Origin of the sequence: Sphingomonas sp. Leaf9 (genome assembly GCF_001421355.1) — a bacterium.
GTDB lineage: Bacteria > Pseudomonadota > Alphaproteobacteria > Sphingomonadales > Sphingomonadaceae > Sphingomonas.
In genome coordinates this window covers 314,159-335,417 of the sequence record NZ_LMKC01000003.1, presented here as the reverse complement: position 1 = coordinate 335,417, position 21,259 = coordinate 314,159, and the positions used below count along the sequence as shown (strand labels likewise).

Genomic DNA, 21,259 nt, shown 5'->3' with positions numbered 1-21,259 from the left:
GTCATCCCCACTCACGCCACCAGCCCGCGCCGGGCGAATTCCATGCCCAGCAACAACACGAATGCCGCAACCAGCGCGCCCGCGCCACCCGCGAACAGCTTCAACCGCTGCTTGCGTGTCGCCCGTACCGTGTCGGTCACCACCTCACCGATCGACCCCAGCACCGGCATCCCGCTGATCTTCTCCAGCTTCTGCGCGGTGGCAAAGCTGGTCTTCAGCCGGCTGAGCGCAAAGGCCAGTGCAACGCCCGCGCCGATGCCCACGACCAGCACGCCCAGCAGCAGCAACGGCCGGTTCGGCGCGGTGGGCTTGCTGGGTTGGGTGGGCGGATCGATCACGTTGAACTGTACCGCGTCGGTATCGGTCTGCACGCTGCTGCGCAGGCGCACCTGTTCGCGGTCCTGGAACAGCGAGTCATATTGCTGTTTCAGCGACGCGATGTCGCGGTCCAGCTGCGACTGCTGCGCCGCCGCCTGCGGATCGGCCGCGATCTTGGCCTGCAGCCCGTTCAGCTGGCTTTCGATCTGGTTCTTGCGCTGCTGCAATTCGGCCACCCGCGCCTGCCGGTCGCCCTGCGTCGCGCGCAGCTGCAGGTAGAACGGGTTGGGCGACGCCGCCGTGCCCCCGCTGACCCCGCCACCCTCGCCGCGCGCCGCCGCGCGGGCGGACGCCAGCTGGCGATTGAGCGCCACCATGTCGGGATGCTGATCGGTCCAGCCGCGGCTGCGCCCCTCGGCAATCTGCCCCTCGATCGCGTTCAGCCGCGCGCGTGCCGGCCCGACCATCGCCGTCCCCGCCGTGCCGGGCAGCGTCGCGGCGGTCCCCGCCATCTGCGCATTGGCCGCGCTCAGGCTGGTCTGCGCCGCCGCCAGGTCGCCGTCGATCTGCGCCAGCTCGCTGCGCGCGTTCGACATGCGATCGTCGAGCGATCCGGTGCCGGGCAGCATCGCCATATACTGCGCCTGGAACGCCTGCCGCCGCGCCTCGGCATCGGCCAGCTGCTTCTGCCGCTGCGACAGCTGCTGGTCGAGGAACCGCAGCGACTGCACCGTCGCATCGCGGTCGCTCGCCAGGTTATCCTGCACAAAAATGTCGATCATCTTCTGCACGACTTCCCGCGCGACCTTCGGATTGCCCGACGTCGCCGAAATCTCGAACAGATTGTCCTGCTGCTGCGTCAGCTTGATCGCGTTCTGCAACGACGCGATCCGGTCGGCGACGTCACGGTCATTGGCGACCGTTTCGTTCAGCGACGTACCGCGCACCACTTTTTCAAGGTTCACCGCCGACGTCAGCGTCTGGCGGATACGGTCGATATTCTTCGCCTGATCATTCTGCGCGACCGCCGCCTCGGCGCCGGGCAGCACCTGCCGCATCTGCACCATGACCCGCGCGGTCGATTGATAGCTGTTGGGAATCTGGCTGACCGCCAGCCACCCGGCGAGGCACACGACCCACGCCACCGCCAGCGCGATCCAGCGCCGCTGCCAGACCGCGTGGAGGATCAGCTTCAGCTCGTTATACAGCCCATCCATCTCAGAACATGCTCTCTGGAATGATGATGACGTCGCCCGGCTGCAACTTCACGTTCGCGCTGGCATCGCCATTCTTCAGCAGGCTGGAGATACGTAAGCCAAATTCCGACTGCTTGCCCGTCGCCCGGTCGTACCGCACCAGCCGCGCCCGGTTGCCCGACGCATATTGGTTGAGGCCCCCGACCGCGATCATCGCGTCGAGCAGCGTCATATTGGCCCGGTACGGGATCGATGCCGGTTTTTCGGTCGCCCCCACCACGCGCACCTGCTGGCTGAAGGTGCCGGAGAAATTCTCGACGATCACCGAAACCAGCGGGTCCTTCACATATTCGCCCAGCGCCAGCTTCAGATCGTCGGCCAGCATCGCCGGCGTCTTGCCGGTGGCGGGCATGTCGTTGATGAGCGGCGTGGTGATCCGCCCGTCGGGGCGCACCTGCACCTTGGTCGACAGTTCGGGGTTGCGCCACACGAAGATGCTCAGCTGGTCGAGCGGCCCGATGACATAGGCCTCGCCCGGCGCTTCCTTCGCCTGCACGAACGGTGCGGGCGGCAATTCGGGGCGCGTCGCCCCACCGGCGCACCCGCCCAGCAAGGCCGCCATCGCCACACCCGTTCCAAAACCATGCCTGCGACGCATTACATTACCTCGTTCCGAACGAGCGCAGCCGCATCGGGACTGCGCAGGACCGCCCCTGCTATGCTGCCAAAGGGGTAAAGATAGGGTTGAGTATAGCGAACTTCCGCCGCCCCGCATCCCATAAGGCGTACCGTTCGATCAGTCCCGCAATGGGACAAGGACCTCGCGCGCCGGCGGATGGCCCAGAAACGCCGCCGGGCTGGCCGTCGCACCGTAAGCCCCCGCCTGGAACAGGACGATCGTATCGCCGACCGCCACCTCGGGCAGCGCCACCCGGTCGGCCAGCCGGTCGAGCGGGGTGCACAGGCACCCGACCACCGACGCAGTCATGACCGGCGCGGCAGCCATCCGCTCGGCCACCGCCACCGGATAATTGCGCCGCACCACCGTCCCGAAATTGCCGCTGGCCGCCAATTGATGATGCAGCCCGCCATCGACCACCACGAACGTCTCGCCCCCGCTGTCCTTCACATCGACGACGCGCGTGCAATACACCCCCGCCTCCCCCACCAGCCAGCGGCCCAGCTCCACCGCAAAGCCGGTATCGGCCAGCACCGCGCCCCGCCGGTCCAGCGCCGCGCCCAGCGCCTGCCCGATGCCCTCGACATCGACCGGGGTATCGCCCGCGAAATAGGGGATGCCGAACCCGCCGCCCAGATTGACGAACGCCGGCGCCGCGCCCGCTTCCTCGCCCAGCCGCTCGGCCAGCGCCAGCGTCGCGGCCTGCGCCTCGATGATCGCGGCGCTGTCCAGCGTCTGCGATCCGGCAAAGATGTGGAAGCCGTGCCAGTCCGCGCCCGCCGCGACCAGCCGCCGGACCAGCGCCGGCACCCACACCGCATCGATGCCGAAGGGCGACGCGCGCCCACCCATCCGCATCCCCGACCCGCGCAATTCGAAATCGGGGTTCACCCGAACGGCGATGCGGGGACGCCGCCCCAGCCGATCACCGATCGCCAGCGCCCGATCGGCCTCGCCCTCCGATTCGACATGCAGCGTCGCCCCTGCCGCAATCGCCTGCGTCAGCTCATCGTCGCGCTTGCCGGGTCCCGCAAAGCTGATCGCCGCAGCCGGCTTGACGGTCAGCGCCAGCGCAAGTTCGCCGCCCGACGCCACGTCCAGCCCGTCGACCAATGCCGCCATCGCCGCCAGCACGTCACGGTGCGGATTGGCCTTGATCGCATAATGCACGCGCACCTGCTCGGGCAGCGCCGCGCGCAGCCGCGCGACCCGCGCCGCCATTGCCCCGCCGTCATACAGGAACGCCGGGGTATCACCCGCCCGTTCGAGCAGTTCGGCGAAATCCACGCCGCCGACCGTCAGCCGCGACTGTCCGGCAAAGCCCGCCGGGATCGGCCCGACCGGCTTCACGACTGCACCGCCGCTTGTGCCAGCGCGCGCACCGCCACCCGGTCCAGCTTGCCGTTGGCATTGCGCGGCAACGCCTCGACCCAGACATAGTGCGACGGCTGCTGAAAACTCGGCAGTTCGCGTCGCAGCCGCGCCCGCACCAGCGCCTCGGCATCCGCCACCAACGCCCGCGCGACCACCGTGATCGCCTGCCCCTGCCGTTCGTCGGGCAGGCCGACCGCGACCGCCTCCGCCACTTCGCCGCCCGCCAGCACCGCTTCCTCCACTTCGGTCGGGCTGATCCGGTTGCCCGCCACCTTCATCATCTCGTCATCGCGCCCGACGAAGCGCAGCAGCCCATCGCTGCCCAGCGCCACCGTGTCGCCCGACCACACCGCCATGCCGCCACTATCCATCCATTCCGGGGCCGGCCGAAACCGCGCCGCCGTCCGCGCGGCATCGCGCCAATAGCCTTGCGCAACCAGCGGCCCGGCATGGACCAGCTCGCCCGCCTCCCCGGCATCCGCCCGGCTGCCATCGGCGCGCACCACCGCCACCTCGGCAAAGGGGATCGCCGACCCGATCGCATCGGGATGTGCATCGATCAGCGCCGGATCGAGATAGGTCGATCGAAACGCCTCGGTCAGCCCGTACATCGCATAGAGATCGGCGCCGGCGAACCGCTCCCGCAGCGCCCGCACCATGCGCGGGGTCAGCGCTCCACCCGAATTGGTCAGCCGCTTGAGCCGCGCCGCCGTGTCCGCCGGCCAGTCCACCTCCAGCAATTGCGTCCACAGCGGCGGCACCCCCGCCAGCGTCGTCACGCCGAACCGCTCGACCGCCTTCACCACGTCGCGCGCGGTTAGGTAATCGAGCGGAACCACCGCCCCGCCCGCGGCCCACGTCGACAATAGCTGGTTTTGCCCATAGTCGAAGCTGAGCGGCAGCACCGCGAGTACCCGGTCGTCGGGGGTCAAGCGCAAATAGCTTGCCACCGAGACTGCCCCGAGCCACAGATTGGCATGGCTCAGCATGACGCCCTTCGGCCGGCCGGTCGAACCGGACGTATAGAGAATGGCCGCCAGAGCACGGGAATCATAATCCTGGGGTCGGACGGAATCGCCCTCCGGCGGCTCGGTCAACACCCGGCACCCGTCCGGCACATCGCCCGCCTCCAGCGCCGCGACCCGCGCCCCTTGCGTCACCAGCACCGCCGCACCGCTGTCCGACAGGATATGCGCGACCTGTGCCCGTTTGAGCGCCGGATTGACCGGCACATGCACCAGCCCCGCCCGCGCCGTCGCCAGCGGCATCAGGCACGCGGTGCGCGTCTTGGGCAGCCACGTCGCCACCCGTGCGCCCGGCGCAAGGCCCAGCGCAACCAGCCCCCCCGCCATCCGCGCTACCGCCGCCTCCAATGCGGCAAAGCTCAGCGCGCCCTCCCGATCGATCAGCGCCGGCGCCTGCGCCGCCCCCAGCGAAGGCAGATGATCGATTGTCCGGGCACGCGGAAATTCCATGTCGCCTCCTAGCGCCGATCCGACGCCAGATACAGGGGGTGCCCCCCCCCACCCACAACGTCACCTCGGGTCAAGCCCGGGGTGACGAAGCGGGCGACGCGACCGTCGCCCCTCGCACCCAACCCGACCCGACCCCTGCGCAGGCAGGGGTCCAGAGCCACGGAAAGCACCATCAGCGTCCAGCAGGCCCGCCCCCGGACACAGCCCGCTTGGCAGCACCCCCAACACCCCCTAAACCGCCCAGGTAACAGGGGGAGTGTACGGGTGATCCAGACGGGTACGGGTTCGATCGAGGAAACGGTGCGCGGGGTATTGCGCGACGTGCTCGGCCTGTCGGACGAACGCGCGGCGGCGTTCGAGGATGCCACGCCGCTGTTCGGTGCGCTCCCCGAACTCGATTCGATGGCGGTGGCCGGTGTCCTGACCGAATTGGAGGATCGCCTCGGCATCCTGATCGAGGATGACGATATCGACGGCGACACGCTGGAAAGCTTCGGTTCGCTGGTCGCCTTCGCCCGCGCCAAGGTTCCCGCTTGATCGACCGCTACGACTGGCCCGGCGGGCAGGAGGCGCTGTGGCGCTTCGGCCCTGCCGAGGGGCCGGTCGTGATGCTGCTGCAGCCCCCGTTCGAGGAGGCGAACCGCACCCGAACCTTCGCGGTCGGGCTGCTCCGGGCGCTGGCGACGCGCGGGATCGCGTCGATCCTGCCCGACCTGCCCGGACAGGGGGAAAGCCTGCTTCCGACCGAGGCCGCAAACCTTGCCGACTGGCGCGCCGCCGTCACCGCGCTGGTCGCGGCGAGCGACCGTCCGGTGATCGGCGCCGCGATCCGCGCCGGGGCGTTGTTCGACACCGACGCCGACCTCGCCGGGCGCTGGCACCTCAGCCCCCAGTCGGGCGCCGCGCTGGTCCGCGAGCTCGCCCGCATCGCTCGTCCCGTCGGCATCGATCGCACCGCGCCGGTGGTGGAGATCGCTGGCAACCGCATCGCCACCGCGCTGCTCGACGAACTCGACGCCGCGACGCCCTGCGACGCCCATCCCCGCCGCATCGTCCGCCTCGGCACCGATCCGGAGGATGCCGACCTGCGCATCGACGCCGCGCCGCTATGGCGTCGCGCCGAACCGGGCGACGATCGCGTGCTCGCCGAACAGCTTGCCGACGACCTCTTCGCATGGAGCCGCGCATGCGTCGGCTGGTGACCTTTGCCTGCTTAAGCGAGACGCTGGCGGGCACGCTGGACGACGCGGCCGGTACCACCGGTCTGCTGATCGTGTCGGGCGGCAACGAACTGCGCGTCGGCGCGCATCGCGGGCAGGCGCTGCTTGCCGCCACGATTGCCGCCGCCGGCTATCCGGTGCTCCGGTTCGATCGGCGCGGTATCGGCGATTCGACCGGGGTGAACGAAGGCTTCCGCGCGAGTGGCCCCGACATTGCCGCCGCGGCCGCGGCCTTGCGTGAACACACCGGCGTCACGCGGATCGTGGCGTTCGGCAATTGCGACGCCGCGACCGCGCTGGCGCTGTTCCATGGCGATGCCGGTATCGACCGCCTCGTTCTCGCAAACCCCTGGATCGTCGAGCCTTCCGGCGACCTGCCCCCCCCGGCGGCGATCCGCGCAACCTATGCCGCGCGGCTGTCCTCACCCGCCCAATGGCGGCGGCTGCTGACCGGAGGCGTCAACTTCCGCCGCCTGGCGCAAGGATTGGCAGTGCTGGCAAAGCGTCGCCCGGCCCAGACCGAACTCGTCCTCACCTTCACCACCGCCCTGTCCTCGGGAACGCCCACCGACATCCTGCTCGCAACCCGCGATCACACGGCGGTGGCATTCCTCGATGCGTGGCACCTTCGCCACCTTGCCGCCATGCACCACCGCGACAGCGACAGCCACAGCTTCGCCCGCCCCGGCGACGCCGACTGGGTGCGTGACCGGCTGCTCGACGCGCTCAGTCGAGATTGGGCCGCAGCCACCGCTCCGCCTGCTCGATGCTGACGCCCCGCCGCGTCGCATAGTCCTCCAGCTGGTCGCGCCCGACCCGCGCCACCCCGAAATAGGCGCTGTCGGGGTGCCCGAAATAGAAACCCGACACAGCGGCGGTGGGTAGCATGGCAAAGCTGTCGGTCAGCGTGATCCCCGTGGCTTCCGTCGCGCCCAGCATGTCGAACAGGATCGGCTTCTGGCTATGGTCGGGACATGCCGGATAGCCCGGCGCGGGACGGATGCCGCGATACTGTTCGCGGATCATCGCCTCGTTGGTCAGTTGCTCGTCCGGCGCATAGCCCCAGAGGTCGGTGCGGACATGGTGGTGCAGTCGCTCGGCAAACGCCTCGGCCAGACGATCGGCCAGCGCCTTCAGCAAGATGTCCTGATAATCGTCATTCTCGGCCTTGAACCGCGCGATATGCGGGTCGATCCCATGGATGCCGACCGCGAAGCCGCCCATCCAGTCGCCCGCCGGATCGATGAAGTCGGCGAGGCACATATTCGCCCGCCCCTCACGCTTCTTCACCTGCTGCCGCAGGAACGGCATCCGGATCGCATGGGTGGCATGGGTCGTCTGCATCGGCGTCGCAAAGTCGTGCGGCACGCCCGACAGCGGCGAGACCCGCCCGGCCTCCATCGCCGGCTCCAGCTGCTCGGCGGGTACGTCGAGGATCACATCGTCCCCGTCGCGCCGGCAATGCCACAGCGCCGCAACCCCACGCGCCGTCAGCCATTTCTCGGCGATGATCCGGTCCAGCATCTCCTGCGCATCGGCGTAGAGCGACGTCGCGCTCTCGCCCACCACCTCGTCGGTCAGGATCGCGGGGAAGTTGCCGGCCAATTCCCATGCGCGAAAGAACGGCGTCCAGTCGATATAGTCGCGCAGGTCGGCGAGGTCCCAGTCGTCGAAAACATGCCGCCCCGGCCTGGCCGGAGCCGCCGGCTTCTGGGCGAAATCGACAACGGCGGCGTTGGCCCGGGCCTCGGCGATCGGGGCTAGGTCGCTCTGCCCCTTGCCGGCGCGCGCGATGCGTACCGCCTCGTAATCCGCGGCGACCTGCGCGACATAGGCGTCGCGGCCGGTGTCGCTGACCAGCGTCGTCGCGACACCCACCGCGCGCGACGCGTCGAGAACGTGGACGATCGGCCCGTCATAGGCCGGCGAGATGCGCAGCGCGGTATGCACCTTAGACGTGGTGGCACCGCCGATCAGCAGCGGCATGGTCATGCCCGCGCGCTTCATCTCCTCGGCCACCGTCACCATCTCGTCCAGCGACGGGGTGATGAGGCCGGACAGGCCGATCATGTCGGCGTCATTCTCGTTCGCAGCTTCGAGGATCTTCGTCCACGGCACCATCACGCCCAGGTCAACGACATCGAAGCCGTTGCACTGCAGCACCACGCCGACGATGTTCTTGCCAATATCATGCACGTCGCCCTTCACGGTCGCCATGATGATCTTGCCCTTGCCCTTGGCACCGGGCTCCTTGGCGGCCTCGATGAAGGGCAGCAGGTGGGCGACGGCCTTCTTCATCACCCGCGCCGACTTGACGACCTGCGGCAGAAACATCTTGCCCGACCCAAACAGATCGCCAACAACATTCATCCCGTCCATCAGCGGCCCTTCGATCACCTCGATCGGCCGGGCGAATTGCTGGCGGCATTCCTCGGTATCGTCGACGACATGCGCGTCGATGCCCTTCACCAGCGCATATTCCAACCGCTTGACGACCGGCAGCGAGCGCCACTCGGCCGCCGCCTTTTCGGCGACCGCATCGGTGCCCTTGTACTTCTCCGCCAGCGCGATCAGCCGTTCGGTCGCATCCGGATCGCGATTGAGGATGACGTCCTCGCAGGCGGTGCGCAGTTCCGCATCAATCGTGTCGTACACGTCGAGCTGCCCGGCATTGACAATCCCCATGTCCATCCCCGCCGGAATGGCGTGATAGAGGAAGATCGAATGCATCGCGCGCCGCACCGGCTCGTTCCCGCGAAAGCTGAACGACAGGTTCGATAGTCCGCCCGAGATATGGCAGTGCGGACAGCGCGCCTTGATCTCACGGCAGGCCTCGATGAAGTCGACGCCGTAGTTATTGTGCTCCTCGATCCCCGTCGCCACCGCGAAGATATTGGGGTCGAAGATGATGTCCTCGGGCGGGAAGCCGATGCCGGTGAGCAGCTTGTACGCGCGCTCGCAAATCTCAACCTTGCGCGCCTGCGTGTCGGCCTGCCCCACCTCGTCGAATGCCATGACGACGACCGCCGCGCCGTAATTCATGCAGATGCGGGCATGGTGGAGAAACTGCTCCTCGCCCTCCTTCATGCTGATCGAATTCACGATCGGCTTGCCCGACACGCATTTCAGCCCCGCCTCGATCACGTCCCACTTCGAACTGTCGACCATCACCGGGATGCGGGCGATGTCCGGTTCGGCCTGGATCAGCTTCAGGAACGTCGTCATCGCGTGGTGCGCGTCGAGCAGCCCCTCGTCCATGTTGACGTCGAGGACCTGTGCCCCGCTCTCGACCTGTTGCAGCGCGACCTCGACCGCGGCGGCATAGTCGCCCGCCATTACCAGCTTCTTGAAGCGGGCAGAGCCGGTCACGTTGGTGCGTTCGCCGATATTGACGAAATTGGTCGAGGCGTTGGTCATATTCTCTCTCGATCCTTCCCGGCATGGAAAGGGGGACCGCCGCCGACAGGCGGTGGTGGAGGGGGGTCTCCACGGACGAGACGGTAGCGACGGCGGAGACCCCCCTCCACCATCCTGCGAATGGTCCCCCTCCCAGTGGCCGGGGAAGATCTGCTGCCCCCTCCCGGCGGCGGCCCTTACGCCGCCATCGTGAACGGTTCCAGCCCGGCGAGGCGCGTCTGCACCGGCACGTTGGGTACCTTGCGCGGTACGACGCCGCGCACGCGTTCGGCCATCGCCTTGATATGCGCCGGCGTCGATCCGCAGCAGCCGCCCAGCACATTCACCTGCCCGTGATCGGCCCAGTCACCGACCAGCGCCGCCGTCGTCGCCGGTGCCTCGTCATAGGCACCCAGTTCGTTGGGCAGGCCGGCATTGGGATAGACCATGATAAGCGTGTCGCAGATTTCGCTCAGCGTCTTCACATGCGGGCGCAGCTGCTCCGCGCCGAACGAGCAGTTCAGCCCGATCGTCACCGGCTTCGCATGGCGGATCGCGTGCCAGAATGCCTCGACGGTATGACCCGACAGGTTGCGGCCCGACAGGTCGGTCAGCGTCATCGACAGCATGATCGGCAGGTCCCGGCCCAGCGCCTGCCCCGCTTCGATCGCCGCCAGCACCCCGGCCTTCGCGTTCAGCGTGTCGAACACCGTCTCGATCAGCACGAAATCGATGCCGCCCACGACCAGCGCGTCGATCTGTTCGCGGTACACGCCCTTCAGATAGTCGAAATCGATCTCGCGATAGCCAGGATCGTTGACGTCCGGGCTGAGCGAGAGCGTCTTGTTGGTCGGCCCGATCGCGCCGGCCACGAAGCGCGGGCGACCATCGCGCGCGGCATAATCGTCGGCCAGACGGCGGGCGATCTTCGCGCTCTCGATATTGATGTCGGCAACCAGCGCCTCCGCGCCATAATCGGCCTGGCTGATGAGGTTTGCGCTGAACGTATTGGTCGATACGATATCCGACCCGGCGTCGAGATAGGCGCGGGTGATCGTCTCCGGCACCTCCGGCTTGGTGATCGCCAGGATATCGTTATTGCCCTTCTGGTCGTGACCCAGCGTCAGCGCGCCGGCATAATCGGCCTCGGACAATTTCCAGTTCTGGATTTCGGTGCCGAACGCACCATCGGTGATGAGGACGCGCTGGGCGGCTTCGGCGTTAAGCCGTTCGCGGGCATTGGTCATGGCAGTTTCCCCTCAGGCCGCCGCGGCGACCGGCGTCGCCTTCGGCCGCAGCCCCAGCAGGTGGCAGATGGCGTAGGACAGTTCGGCGCGGTTGAGCGTGTAGAAATGAAAGTCGCGCACGCCGCCGGCATACAACTTGCGGCACATTTCCGCCGCAACGGTCGCGGCGACCAGCGCGCGGGCACCGGGATGGTCATCCAGCCCTTCGAACAGGCGGTCCATCCACGCCGGGATCGATGCGCCGCACATATCCGCGAACTTGCGCACCTGCGCCACGTTCGACACCGGCAGGATACCCGGTACGAGGTCGGCATTGATGCCGGCCGCCGCCGCCGCGTCGCGGAAGCGGAAAAAGGCTTCGGGCGTAAAGAAGAACTGCGTGATCGCCCGGGTCGCCCCCGCATCGATCTTGCGCTTCAGATTATCGAGGTCCGCGGCCTTATGCTCCGAATCCGGGTGACATTCGGGATAGGCCGCGACCGAAATCTCGAACGGATGCAGCTTCTGCAGCCCCGCAACCAGCGCGGCGGCATTTTCATAGCCGTCGGGATGCGCGACGAACTTCTGCCCCATGGTCGGCGGATCGCCGCGCAGCGCTACGATGTGACGCACCCCGGCGGCCCAATATTCCTGCGCGACCTGATCGATCTCGGCGCGGCTCGCCTCGACACAGGTCAGATGTGCAGCAGCGGGCATCGACGTATCACGCGCGATGCGAGCGACGGTCGCATGGGTCCGCTCACGCGTCGATCCACCGGCGCCATAGGTGACACTGACGAACTTCGGCGCCAGCGGTTCGAGCGCGCGCACGGTGTCCCACAGCGCCGCCTCCATCTTCTCGGTCTTGGGCGGAAAGAATTCGAAGCTGACCGCGCAGTCGCCCGCCAGATCAGCGAACAACGGCGCGTCGAGCGCGCGGCGCGCCTCTTCGAGATCGGAAATCGTAGGAGTCATGCCGCCTTCACCTCTTGTACGTCATAGGCGCGCCGCGCCATCCACAGCTTCACCGTCAGCTCGCCGCCGCCCAGCGTCTCGATCGACACCGGCGACAATCCGGTTTCCGCGAACCAGCGCCGCATCTGTTCATCGGAAAAGCCCAGCCGCGCATGGGCATCGCGCACCCGCAATTCCTCACGCTCGTGCGGCGCGAAATCGCAGATCAACAGCCGCCCACCGGGCCGCAGCACCCGTGCCGCCTCCGCAATGGCGGCGCCTGGATGCTGTACGAAATGCAGGACGTGATGCAGCACGGCCGTGTCCGCCGCACCATCGCCCAGCGGCAGCGCCTGGATATCGGCCTGCCGCAGCTCGGCATGGTCCAGCCCGCGCTCGGTCAGCTTGGCACGGGCCAGCCGCAGCATTTCCGACGACCGGTCTATCCCGATCGCCTGATCCGATTGCGGCGCGAACAGCTCCAGCATCCGCCCGGTGCCCGTGCCGATATCGACCAGCATCCCGATCCGCGCACTGCCCAGCGCTGCGAGCATCGCCCGTTCGACCTGTTCCTCGGCGACGTGGAGAGAGCGGATCGCGTCCCACTCGCCGGCATGCGCCTCGAACCACGCGGCGGCGGCGATGGCCCGATCGGCCCGCACTTCGGCGAGCCGCGCGCTGTCCGCGTCGCGCCAAGGATCGTCGGCCGCCACCCATGCGTCGAGCGCTGCCAGCAACGGTCCCACGATCGCCGCCTGACCCAGGGCAACGAAAACCCAGCTGCCCTCCTTGCGCCGGATCGTCAGCCCGGCATCGCACAGGATCTTGATATGGCGACTGACGCGCGGCTGGCTCTGCTCTAGCACCTGCGCCAGTTCGCCGACCGACAACTCCATCGACCGCAACAGCCACAGCACCCGCAAGCGGGTCGCGTCGCTGGCCGCGCGCAATATGTCGAGAGCCGGTGTCATGTCGCATGATATAAAGAAATCTTTATATCAGGTCAATTGGCGATAAGCTGCGTCGGACATGGCGACTTTGATGCAACCGCAATGGTGATGGCGCGTTGTGCGCCCGATCATAACGGAAGGGAAACCGCCATGAAGAAGCTCATTCTGCTGCCGCTCGCCGCAGCCGCATTCTCGATCGGTGCCTGCAGCCAGAAGGCGCAGAACGAAACCGGTGAGGCGGCCGATGCCGTTGCCGCCGACGTGAATGCCACGATGGGCGAAGCCGTCAGCGACGTGAAGACGGCCGGCGACCGTGCGTTCGGTGCCGCCGAGAACGCCGCCGACCGCGCAGGCGACAAGATCGAAAACGCTACCGACCGCGCCGGTGCGGCGATCGATCGCGGCGCAGCCAAGGTCGATGCGGCCACCGACAACGCCCAGCGCGAAACCGGTGAAGCACTCGAAAATGCCGGTCGCGACCTGAAGCGCTGATCGCATTAGGTTACGAAAAGGAGGCCGCGTCCCGATGCAACGGGGCGCGGCCTTTTTCGTTGGGAGACTATCGATGCGCCCTGCCCTTATCCTGATCGCGCTATTCCTTGCCGGATGTAGCGGCTCCGACGACCGATCCGCACCGGGCGGCGTAACGCAGGGTGAGGCGGCGGCGCTGAACGATGCCGCCGCGATCCTCGACAACGCCGCGCTCGACGCAAACGCCACCGCCCCCGATCCGAAGGAACGTCCATGACCGATATCCCCCACCGCACGCTGGGCGCGACCGACCTCGCAACACCGCCGATGATCCTCGGCGGCAATGTGTTCGGCTGGACTGTCGATCGCGACGCCAGCTTCCGCATTCTCGACGCCTTCGTCGATGCCGGGGGGACGATGATCGATACCGCCGACGTCTATTCGGCATGGGTCGACGGGCATCGCGGCGGCGAATCGGAAACGATCATCGGCGAATGGCTGCGTCGATCGGGCAAGCGCGACCAGGTGCTGATCGCGACGAAGGTCGGGATGCTTCCCGGCGATGGTGGCGAGAAACTTGCCCCGGCGCACATCGCGGCGGCGGCGGAAGCATCACTGCGCCGGCTCGGCACCGATCGGATCGATCTCTATTACGCGCATCAGGATGACGAGGACACGCCGCAGGCGGACTATCTCGCAGCGTTCGGCCGGTTGATCGATGCGGGCAAGGTTCGGGTGCTGGGCGCCTCCAACTTTCGCGCGATGCGGCTGAAATCCGCGCTTGATCTGGCAACGGCGGAGGGGCTGCCCCGCTTCCACGTGTTGCAGCCGGAATATAATCTGGTGAGCCGGCACAAATATGAAGGCGAGCTGCAGAATCTCTGCGTCGAACATAATATCGGCGTTGCGCCCTATTATGGCCTCGCCTCGGGCTTCCTGACCGGGAAATACCGCTCGGAGGCCGACCTTCAGAAGAGCGTGCGGGGCGGCAACATGGCGAAGCTGCTGGCCGGCAAAGGAGCGGCCGTGCTGGCCGCCATGGATGCCGTCGCCGCCGAAACCGGCGCCACGCTGGCCCAGATCGCGCTGGCATGGCTGGCGGCGCAGGAGGGCGTGACTGCCCCGATTGCGAGCGCCACCAGTGTCGAGCAGTTGCAGGAACTGGTCGACGCGTGGCGGCTTTCCCTCACCGCCGAACAGCTCGCCCGCCTGACCGACGCGGGCGCCTGAAGCGCAGGGCCGGGCTGCGCGCCCGGCCCTACCTCACTCGGCTGCTTCCGCCACGCCCTCGAACTCCGCGGCCTGGAGGAATCGTTCCGCGTCCAGCGCCGCCATACAGCCGGTGCCGGCTGCGGTCACCGCCTGGCGATATACCTTGTCCATCACATCACCGCACGCGAACACGCCCGGAACGCTGGTCCGGGTCGATCCGGTCTCGACCGCGATATAGCCGTCGTCGTCGAGCGCGAGGTGCCCCCGGAACAGTTCGGTCGCCGGGTGATGGCCGATCGCCACGAAGCCGCCATCGACCTCCAGCATCGATAGCTCGCCGGTCACCGTGTCCTTAAGTTCGATCCCGACCAGCCCGTGCGGTTCACCGCCGCCGACGAAGCGCTCGACCTGCTTGTTCCACAGCACGCTGATCTTGTCGCTGGCGAACAGCCGCTGCTGCAGGATGCGTTCGGCGCGGAAGCTGTCGCGGCGATGGATGATCGTCACGTCGTCGCTGTGGTTGGTTAGGTACAGTGCCTCTTCAACCGCGGTATTGCCGCCGCCGATCACCGCAACCTTCTTGCCGCGATAGAAGAAGCCGTCGCACGTCGCGCAGGCCGACACGCCTTTGCCCTTCAGCAGTTCCTCGCTGTCGAGCCCCAGCCAGCGCGCCTGCGCGCCTGTGGCGATCACCAGCACCTCACCCTCGTACACATCGCCGCTGTCGCCGGTCAGGCGGAATGGGCGCTGCGATACGTCGACATCGACGATCGTGTCCCACATCATCCGCGTGCCGACATGCTCGGCCTGCGCCTGCATCTCGCCCATCAGCCACGGCCCCTGTACGACGTCGCGGAAGCCCGGATAGTTTTCGACATCGGTCGTGGTCATCAACTGGCCGCCAGGCTGGATGCCCTGCACCACGATCGGCTCCATGCCCGCGCGTGCGCCATAGATGGCGGCGGAAAGGCCCGCCGGTCCCGAACCGAGGACGAGCATGCGGGTGTGGTGCGTAACAGCCATGAGATCAGATTCCGTTCGAAGCGAGCGGCACGTCTATGCCGGTAGCGGGGTCGAACGCAACATGGGGACACTCCGCTAGCGCACAAGCCGCGCGCTGATCGCACGGGAAAACCCGCCGTGCAGGACGTCATCGCAGGGTGAGGGAACGAAGCAAAAATCGCGATTTCCGCTCAGGTCGGCAACGCTCCGATGGCGGCGACCGAGGGCACGAATGCCGTGGCGGGTGGTAGCGAAGGAGGGATTTGAACCCCCGACCCCAGGATTATGATTCCCGTGCTCTAACCAACTGAGCTACTTCGCCCCGCCGTTTCCCCATCGGGGAGGCGGCCCTATACGAACGCGAATCGCGTCGGTCAAGCGAACTTGTGTCGGGAAAGTTCTTCCCATGGGCCGCCGCGATACCACCAGCTTGCCAGACCGGCGATTTTCAATGGCCTGGGGCTGAATCCGGCCGACAGTTCGGCCAGCAATGCCCTAGCGGCGGCGGGTTCGACCTTGTTCTGGATCGTGACGTGCGGACGCCAGCCGGCGCGGTCCTGCGGCGTCAGCATCGATGCGAACGCATCGGCCAGTTCGGCGCGCACCGATTCGAGTTCGGGCGATTCGATGCGATAGGCGACGCCGCGCCCCAGATTCATCAGCCCGCCGACCCGCGCGACCGGCGCGGCCACGCCGCGCGTCAGCGCATTCAGTCGCTGCTTCAGTTCCGGCCCCAGTTCCGGGGCGAGGTGATGGAACATCGTGCAGTGTGCCGCCAGCACGTTGCGTTCGGCCGGGAAATAGGCGCGACGTTGCCGATCGAACCACGCCTGATCCTCATGCCCGAACAAGGCGGTCACGACGATCGGCGCGGGTCCGGGCGGCGTCAAATCTCCACCTGGCTGCCGAGTTCGACCACGCGGTTGGTCGGCAGGCGGAAGAACTCCATCGCGCTTTCGGAATTCTGCAGCATCCACGCGAACAGCTTTTCGCGCCAGATCCTCATGCCCGGCCGCGACGACGGCAACAGCGTCTGGCGGGCGAGGAAGAAGCTGGTGTCCATCATGCGGAAGTCACCGCCACAGCATCCCACCGCCTTCAACGCGCCGGGCACATCGGGGTCCTGCATGAACCCGAATTTCAGGATCATGCGGTGGAAGCCCTGACCCAGATCCTCGTTCTTCGTGCGAAGCTCCGGATCGACATAAGGCGTGTCGGCGATCTTGACGGTCAGCAGGATGACGCGCTCGTGCAGCACCTTGTTGTGCTTCAGGTTGTGCAGCAGCGCGTGCGGCACGCCATCCGGCGTCGAGGTCATGAAGACGGCGGTGCCGGGCACGCGCGTCGCGCTACTGGCCGCCGACTGGATGAAGACCTTGATCGGCATCGCCGCCTCACGCATCCGCTCGATCATCAGCTTGCGCCCCTTGGCCCAGGTCGTGAGCAGGACGAAGACGATGAGCCCGACCAGCAGCGGGAACCACCCGCCATCGGGCACCTTGGTCAGGTTCGACGCGAAATAGGCGCCGTCGATGCACAGGAAGATCGCCATGAACGCGGCGACCGCCGCGACCGGCCAGTTCCACACCCGCTTCACCAGCACCGCGATCATGCAGGTGCTGATGAACATCGTGCCGGTCACCGCAATGCCGTAGGCGGCGGCGAGGTTCGACGATTCCTGAAAGCCGAAGATCAGCAGCAGGACCATGACCAGCAGCGCCCAGTTGACCGCCGGAATATAGATCTGCCCCGCCGCATCGGCGCTGGTATGTTCGATCCGCAGGCGCGGCATGAGGCCGAGTTGCACGGCCTGCTGCACCACCGAGAACGCACCGGTAATCACCGCCTGGCTGGCGATGATCGTCGCCAGCGTGGCGAGGATGACCAGTGGGAGACGGAAATCCTCCGACGCCATGAAGAAGAACGGGTTCGACGCCGCATCGGGATTTTCGAGCAGCAGCGCGCCCTGCCCAAGATAATTGAGCATCAGCGCGGGAAATACGACATAGAGCCACGCGACGGAGATCGGGCGGCGGCCGAAATGGCCCATGTCGGCGTACAGCGCCTCGGCCCCGGTCACCGCCAGCACGACGGAGCCGAGCGCGAGGAACGCCATGATCCCGTCCTGCGCGAAGAATCGCACCGCCCAGATCGGATTCAGCGCCTGGAAAATATCGGGCCGTTCGAGAATGTTGAGCACGCCCAGAAACGTCAGCGTCGCGAAATAGGCGATCATGATCGGCCCGAACAGCCGCCCGACGCTGGCCGTCCCGACCGCCTGCAGCCAGAACAGCCCGATCATGATGACCACCGCGATGGGAATCACGAACGCGTTGAAGCCGGGATTGACCGTCGCCAGCCCCTCCACCGCCGACAACACCGACACTGCCGGCGTGATCATGCAGTCGCCGAAGAACAACGCGGTCGCCAGTACCCCGAGGATGACGAGGCTGGACGTCCAGCGCCCGCCCCCGCTCTTGCGCTGGATCAGCGCGAGGAGCGCGAGGCTGCCGCCTTCGCCGTTATTGTCGGCGCGCATGATGATGAAGACGTATTTCAACGTCACGATCAGCATCAGCGACCAGAAGACGAGACTGACCACGCCGAAGATGTTCAGCTGGTCGACCGGCAGCCGGTGATGGCCGACGAACGTCTCCTTCATCGCATAGAGCGGCGAGGTGCCGATATCGCCGTACACGATGCCGAGCGCGCCGAGCGAGAGCTTGGCGAGCGACTGACGCGGACCATGATGGCCCGCGCCCGTATCGGGCAGGTCGGTGGCTTCCGATGAAGCCTCTCGGGAGAAGATCACGGGCGCGGGAACCGCGCCAAGGAGGCAACGAGTTTGGTCATGTCGACCGCGTCCCAGTGGTTCAAGGCCGGGCCGTTAGCACGCGCAATATGGCTGTGCAATCGTCCACGGTGGATGGTGAGGGCTGCATGGAAGATGAACGGAAGCATCCTCCGTTCCGGCACGCCATCTTTTCGGAGAAAAAGCGGCGACCTTTGATGCGCTCGGCGTCTGGCAGACACCGTACGTCACCCCGGCCATGCACCGGGGTGACGAAGAGCGTGGCGAGCCGATCAGCCCGCCAACAGCGCGCGAATCGCGGCAAGCGCGTCTTCGCCCTTGCTGCCATCGGGCCCGCCGCCCTGCGCCATGTCCGGGCGACCGCCGCCGCCCTGCCCGCCCAGCGCCGCGACCGCCGCCTTGACCAGATCGACCGCGCTGATGCGGCCGGTCAGGTCGCTCGACACGCCGACGCCGACCGAGGCACGACCATCGTTGACCGCCACCAGCGCGACCACGCCCGACGGCACGCGCGCGCGCGCTTCGTCGATGGTGCCGCGCAGGGCCTTCGCATCGAGGCCGTCGATCACCTGGCCCAGGAACGCGACGTCGCCGACCTGTTCGGGACCGGCCGGTGCCGCGCCGGCACCGCCGCCCATCGCCAGCGCCTTCTTGGCCTCGGCCAGTTCGCGCTCCAGCCGGCGACGATCCTCAACCAGCTGCGCAACACGTGCGGGTACTTCATCCGGGGTCGCCTTGAGCGCGGCCGCCGCCTCACGCAGCTTGGCGTCGCGATTGCCGAGCCACTGACGCGCAGCCTCGCCGGTCAGCGCCTCGACGCGGCGGATGCCGGAGGATACCGCCCCTTCGGACACGATCTTGAACAGGCCGATCTCGCCCAGTGCATTGACGTGGGTGCCGCCGCACAATTCGATCGAATAGGTGCCCTCTGCATCCTGTCCCATCGACACGACGCGCACCTCGTCGCCATATTTCTCGCCGAACAGCGCCATCGCGCCCATTTCAATCGCATCGTCGGGGGTCATCAGCCGGGTCGTCACCGCCCCGTTGCCACGCACCTGCGCGTTGACGTCCGCCTCGACCAGCGCCAGCGCATCGGCGGCAATCGGCGAAGGCTGCGAAAAGTCGAAGCGCAGGCGCTCAGGTGCGACCATCGACCCCTTTTGCGCGACATGGGTGCCGAGCCGTTCGCGCAGCGCCTCATGCAGCAGGTGCGTCGCCGAGTGATTGGCGCGAATCTGGGCACGGCGCACGGTATCGATGGTCAGCGCGACGCTGTCGCCGACCTTCAGCGAGCCTGCCTCGATCGTCACGACATGGGCGTGGAGCTTGCCGAGCTGCTTGGCGGTGTCGGTGACAGTCGCCTTCAGCCCCGCGTCGGTCGCCATGGTGCCGGCATCGCCGACTTGGCCGCCGCTCTCGGCGTAAAAGGGCGTCTGGTTGGTCAGCACCAGCACCTCGTCGCCGGCCGCCGCCGATTCGACGCGCGCGCCGTCCTTGACGATAGCGACGACCTGCCCCTCGCCCGCCTCGACCGAATAGCCGATGAATTCGGTGGCGCCGGCGGTTTCGAGGACGTCGAACCAGACGTCGTCCGATGCCTTGGCCCCCGAGCCCTTCCATGCGGCGCGGGCAGCACGCTTCTGCTCGGCCATCGCCGCGTCGAAGCCCGCCCGGTCGACGCCATAGCCCTGCGCACGCAGCGCATCTTCGGTCAGATCGTAGGGGAAGCCGAAGGTGTCATAGAGCTTGAACGCGGTCTCACCAGCCAGCGTCGCGCCATCCGCCAGATCGGCGGTCGCTTCGTCGAGGAGCTTCAGCCCCTTGTCGAGCGTGCGGCGGAACTGGGTTTCCTCCTGTTGCAACGTCGCTTCGATCAGCGGCTGAGCGCGGACCAGTTCGGGGTACGCCGCGCCCATTTCGGACACCAGCGACCCGACGAGGCGGTGCATCAACGGTTCCTTCGCGCCCAGCAGATGCGCGTGGCGCATCGCGCGGCGCATGATGCGGCGCAGGACATAGCCGCGCCCTTCATTGGCGGGCAGCACGCCGTCGGCGACAAGGAAGCCCGATGCGCGCAGGTGATCGGCGATGACGCGGTGGCTGGCCTGCGTCGGCCCTTCGGCGCGGGTCGAGGTCAGCTCGCACGACGCGGCGATCAGCGCCTTGAACGTGTCGGTGTCGTAATTGTCCGACACGCCCTGCATGACGGCGGCGATACGCTCCAGCCCCATGCCGGTGTCGATCGACTTCTTGGGCAATTCGCCGACGATCTCGTTCGCGTCCTGCTCGAACTGCATGAACACGAGGTTCCAGATTTCGACGAAGCGGTCGCCATCCTCATCCGGGCTGCCGGGAGGGCCGCCGGGGATATGGTCGCCGTGATCGTAAAAGATTTCCGAACAGGGCCCGCACGGGCCGCTGTCGCCCATCGCCCAGAAATTGTCCTTGGTCGGAATGCGGATGATCTTGTGATCGGGCAGCCCGGCGATCTTCTTCCACAGCGCGAACGCTTCGTCGTCGGTGTGATAGACGGTCGCGGTCAGCTTGTCCGCCGGGATACCCCAGTTGCGGGTCAGCAGGGTCCAGGCGTTCAGGATCGCCTGTTCCTTGAAATAGTCACCGAACGAGAAATTGCCGAGCATTTCGAAGAAGGTGTGGTGCCGCGCGGTATAGCCCACATTGTCGAGGTCGTTATGCTTGCCCCCGGCACGCACGCATTTCTGCGACGACGTGGCCGTCACATACGGCCGCGTTTCCAGGCCGGTGAACACGTTCTTGAACGGCACCATCCCCGCATTGACGAACATCAGCGTCGGGTCGTTCTGTGGAACGAGCGGCGCGGAGGCGACGCGGGCATGGCCGGCCTTCTCGAAAAAATCGAGGAACGAGCGGCGAACATCGTTGGTCGAGGTCATTTCGGCTCGATACGCAGCAGCGCGCCACTTGCCAAGATGCCCGAATGCACCGGGGG

At 67.0% G+C, this 21,259-nt stretch carries 18 protein-coding genes and 1 tRNA gene; 6 read left to right on the top strand and 13 right to left on the bottom strand.

The features are described from left to right. Nucleotides 1-11: 11 nt before the first annotated feature. The 4 genes from ASE58_RS09450 to ASE58_RS09435 form a co-directional block, all read right to left on the bottom strand. Entirely contained in the window at nt 12-1,535 is a 1,524-nt protein-coding gene (locus ASE58_RS09450; RefSeq protein ID WP_055820347.1) for an XrtA system polysaccharide chain length determinant, read from the bottom strand. 1 nt (nt 1,536) lies between these two features. Then, nucleotides 1,537-2,136, bottom strand: coding sequence for an XrtA/PEP-CTERM system exopolysaccharide export protein (locus ASE58_RS09445; protein ID WP_235513551.1), 600 nt, complete (start codon nt 2,134-2,136; stop codon nt 1,537-1,539). Between the two features lie 174 nt (nt 2,137-2,310). Then, nucleotides 2,311-3,543 carry a pyridoxal-dependent decarboxylase, exosortase A system-associated gene (locus ASE58_RS09440; RefSeq protein WP_055820340.1) on the bottom strand — a complete coding sequence of 411 codons (1,233 nt, stop codon included), beginning with the start codon at nt 3,541-3,543 and terminating at the stop codon, nt 2,311-2,313. Then, entirely contained in the window at nt 3,540-5,042 is a 1,503-nt protein-coding gene (locus ASE58_RS09435) for an AMP-binding protein (RefSeq protein ID WP_055820336.1), read from the bottom strand. The genes ASE58_RS09440 and ASE58_RS09435 overlap by 4 nt, the downstream gene beginning before the upstream one ends. 264 nt (nt 5,043-5,306) lie before the next feature. Between ASE58_RS09435 and ASE58_RS09430 the strand changes: the two genes are divergently transcribed. Genes ASE58_RS09430 through ASE58_RS09420 form a run of 3 tightly spaced genes read left to right on the top strand, consistent with a single transcriptional unit; the run spans nt 5,307 to nt 7,035 of the window. Further along, entirely contained in the window at nt 5,307-5,579 is a 273-nt protein-coding gene (locus tag ASE58_RS09430; RefSeq protein WP_055820334.1) for an acyl carrier protein, read from the top strand. Then, nucleotides 5,576-6,244: a hypothetical protein gene (locus tag ASE58_RS09425; protein ID WP_055820330.1), complete on the top strand. Its 669-nt coding sequence runs from the start codon at nt 5,576-5,578 to the stop codon at nt 6,242-6,244. The genes ASE58_RS09430 and ASE58_RS09425 overlap by 4 nt, the downstream gene beginning before the upstream one ends. Then, complete coding sequence (locus ASE58_RS09420; protein ID WP_055821050.1) at nt 6,229-7,035, top strand: hydrolase 1, exosortase A system-associated; 807 nt, start codon at nt 6,229-6,231, stop codon at nt 7,033-7,035. Before ASE58_RS09425 ends, ASE58_RS09420 begins: the two co-directional genes overlap by 16 nt. Here ASE58_RS09420 and metH read toward each other — a convergent pair. The 4 genes from metH to ASE58_RS09400 all read right to left on the bottom strand — a co-directional run bounded on the left by metH (nt 6,989) and on the right by ASE58_RS09400 (nt 12,809). Further along, a complete protein-coding gene (metH, locus tag ASE58_RS09415) occupies nt 6,989-9,679 on the bottom strand; it encodes a methionine synthase (RefSeq protein ID WP_055820326.1) in 2,691 nt (896 codons plus the stop codon). The genes ASE58_RS09420 and metH overlap by 47 nt on opposite strands. Nucleotides 9,680-9,855: 176 nt before the next feature. Then, on the bottom strand, nt 9,856-10,905 hold the full coding sequence (locus ASE58_RS09410; protein WP_055820324.1) for a homocysteine S-methyltransferase family protein: 1,050 nt from the start codon (nt 10,903-10,905) through the stop codon (nt 9,856-9,858). 12 nt (nt 10,906-10,917) lie between these two features. Then, nucleotides 10,918-11,859 (bottom strand): methylenetetrahydrofolate reductase, encoded by a 942-nt coding sequence (gene metF / locus ASE58_RS09405; RefSeq protein WP_055820320.1) that lies wholly within the window; start codon nt 11,857-11,859, stop codon nt 10,918-10,920. After that, entirely contained in the window at nt 11,856-12,809 is a 954-nt protein-coding gene (locus ASE58_RS09400; protein WP_055820318.1) for an ArsR/SmtB family transcription factor, read from the bottom strand. Before ASE58_RS09400 ends, metF begins: the two co-directional genes overlap by 4 nt. 129 nt (nt 12,810-12,938) lie before the next feature. On the opposite strand from ASE58_RS09400, the gene ASE58_RS09395 reads away from it, so the two are divergent. The 3 genes from ASE58_RS09395 to ASE58_RS09385 all read left to right on the top strand — a co-directional run bounded on the left by ASE58_RS09395 (nt 12,939) and on the right by ASE58_RS09385 (nt 14,489). Then, nucleotides 12,939-13,280, top strand: coding sequence for a hypothetical protein (locus tag ASE58_RS09395; protein WP_082456884.1), 342 nt, complete (start codon nt 12,939-12,941; stop codon nt 13,278-13,280). A 73-nt stretch (nt 13,281-13,353) separates the two neighbouring features. Then, a complete protein-coding gene (locus ASE58_RS09390; protein WP_055820316.1) occupies nt 13,354-13,536 on the top strand; it encodes a hypothetical protein in 183 nt (60 codons plus the stop codon). After that, nucleotides 13,533-14,489, top strand: coding sequence for an aldo/keto reductase (locus ASE58_RS09385; protein WP_055820313.1), 957 nt, complete (start codon nt 13,533-13,535; stop codon nt 14,487-14,489). The genes ASE58_RS09390 and ASE58_RS09385 overlap by 4 nt, the downstream gene beginning before the upstream one ends. A 33-nt stretch (nt 14,490-14,522) precedes the next feature. Here ASE58_RS09385 and trxB read toward each other — a convergent pair whose 3' ends face one another. From trxB to alaS, 5 genes are all read right to left on the bottom strand, one after another. Beyond that, nucleotides 14,523-15,470, bottom strand: coding sequence for a thioredoxin-disulfide reductase (gene trxB, locus ASE58_RS09380; RefSeq protein ID WP_055820310.1), 948 nt, complete (start codon nt 15,468-15,470; stop codon nt 14,523-14,525). A gap of 248 nt (nt 15,471-15,718) precedes the next feature. Further along, nucleotides 15,719-15,795, bottom strand: a tRNA-Met gene (locus ASE58_RS09375). A gap of 52 nt (nt 15,796-15,847) precedes the next feature. After that, a complete protein-coding gene (locus ASE58_RS09370) occupies nt 15,848-16,363 on the bottom strand; it encodes a 2'-5' RNA ligase family protein (protein ID WP_055820305.1) in 516 nt (171 codons plus the stop codon). Further along, on the bottom strand, nt 16,360-18,285 hold the full coding sequence (locus ASE58_RS09365; protein ID WP_443024652.1) for a potassium transporter Kup: 1,926 nt from the start codon (nt 18,283-18,285) through the stop codon (nt 16,360-16,362). Before ASE58_RS09365 ends, ASE58_RS09370 begins: the two co-directional genes overlap by 4 nt. Nucleotides 18,286-18,557: 272 nt before the next feature. Next, on the bottom strand, nt 18,558-21,203 hold the full coding sequence (gene alaS / locus ASE58_RS09360) for an alanine--tRNA ligase (protein WP_055820302.1): 2,646 nt from the start codon (nt 21,201-21,203) through the stop codon (nt 18,558-18,560). Nucleotides 21,204-21,259: the final 56 nt, after the last annotated feature.

Coding starts and splice junctions, on each gene's coding strand:
- ASE58_RS09450 (WP_055820347.1), bottom strand. CDS start 1,535: ATGGATGGGCTGTATAACGAGCTGAAGCTGATCCTCCACGCGGTCTGG.
- ASE58_RS09445 (WP_235513551.1), bottom strand. CDS start 2,136: ATGGCGGCCTTGCTGGGCGGGTGCGCCGGTGGGGCGACGCGCCCCGAA.
- ASE58_RS09435 (WP_055820336.1), bottom strand. CDS start 5,042: ATGGAATTTCCGCGTGCCCGGACAATCGATCATCTGCCTTCGCTGGGG.
- ASE58_RS09420 (WP_055821050.1), top strand. CDS start 6,229: ATGCGTCGGCTGGTGACCTTTGCCTGCTTAAGCGAGACGCTGGCGGGC.
- metH (WP_055820326.1), bottom strand. CDS start 9,679: ATGACCAACGCCTCGACCAATTTCGTCAATATCGGCGAACGCACCAAC.
- ASE58_RS09410 (WP_055820324.1), bottom strand. CDS start 10,905: ATGACCAATGCCCGCGAACGGCTTAACGCCGAAGCCGCCCAGCGCGTC.
- metF (WP_055820320.1), bottom strand. CDS start 11,859: ATGACTCCTACGATTTCCGATCTCGAAGAGGCGCGCCGCGCGCTCGAC.
- ASE58_RS09400 (WP_055820318.1), bottom strand. CDS start 12,809: ATGACACCGGCTCTCGACATATTGCGCGCGGCCAGCGACGCGACCCGC.
- ASE58_RS09395 (WP_082456884.1), top strand. CDS start 12,939: ATGAAGAAGCTCATTCTGCTGCCGCTCGCCGCAGCCGCATTCTCGATC.
- ASE58_RS09390 (WP_055820316.1), top strand. CDS start 13,354: ATGCGCCCTGCCCTTATCCTGATCGCGCTATTCCTTGCCGGATGTAGC.
- ASE58_RS09385 (WP_055820313.1), top strand. CDS start 13,533: ATGACCGATATCCCCCACCGCACGCTGGGCGCGACCGACCTCGCAACA.
- trxB (WP_055820310.1), bottom strand. CDS start 15,470: ATGCTCGTCCTCGGTTCGGGACCGGCGGGCCTTTCCGCCGCCATCTAT.
- alaS (WP_055820302.1), bottom strand. CDS start 21,203: ATGACCTCGACCAACGATGTTCGCCGCTCGTTCCTCGATTTTTTCGAG.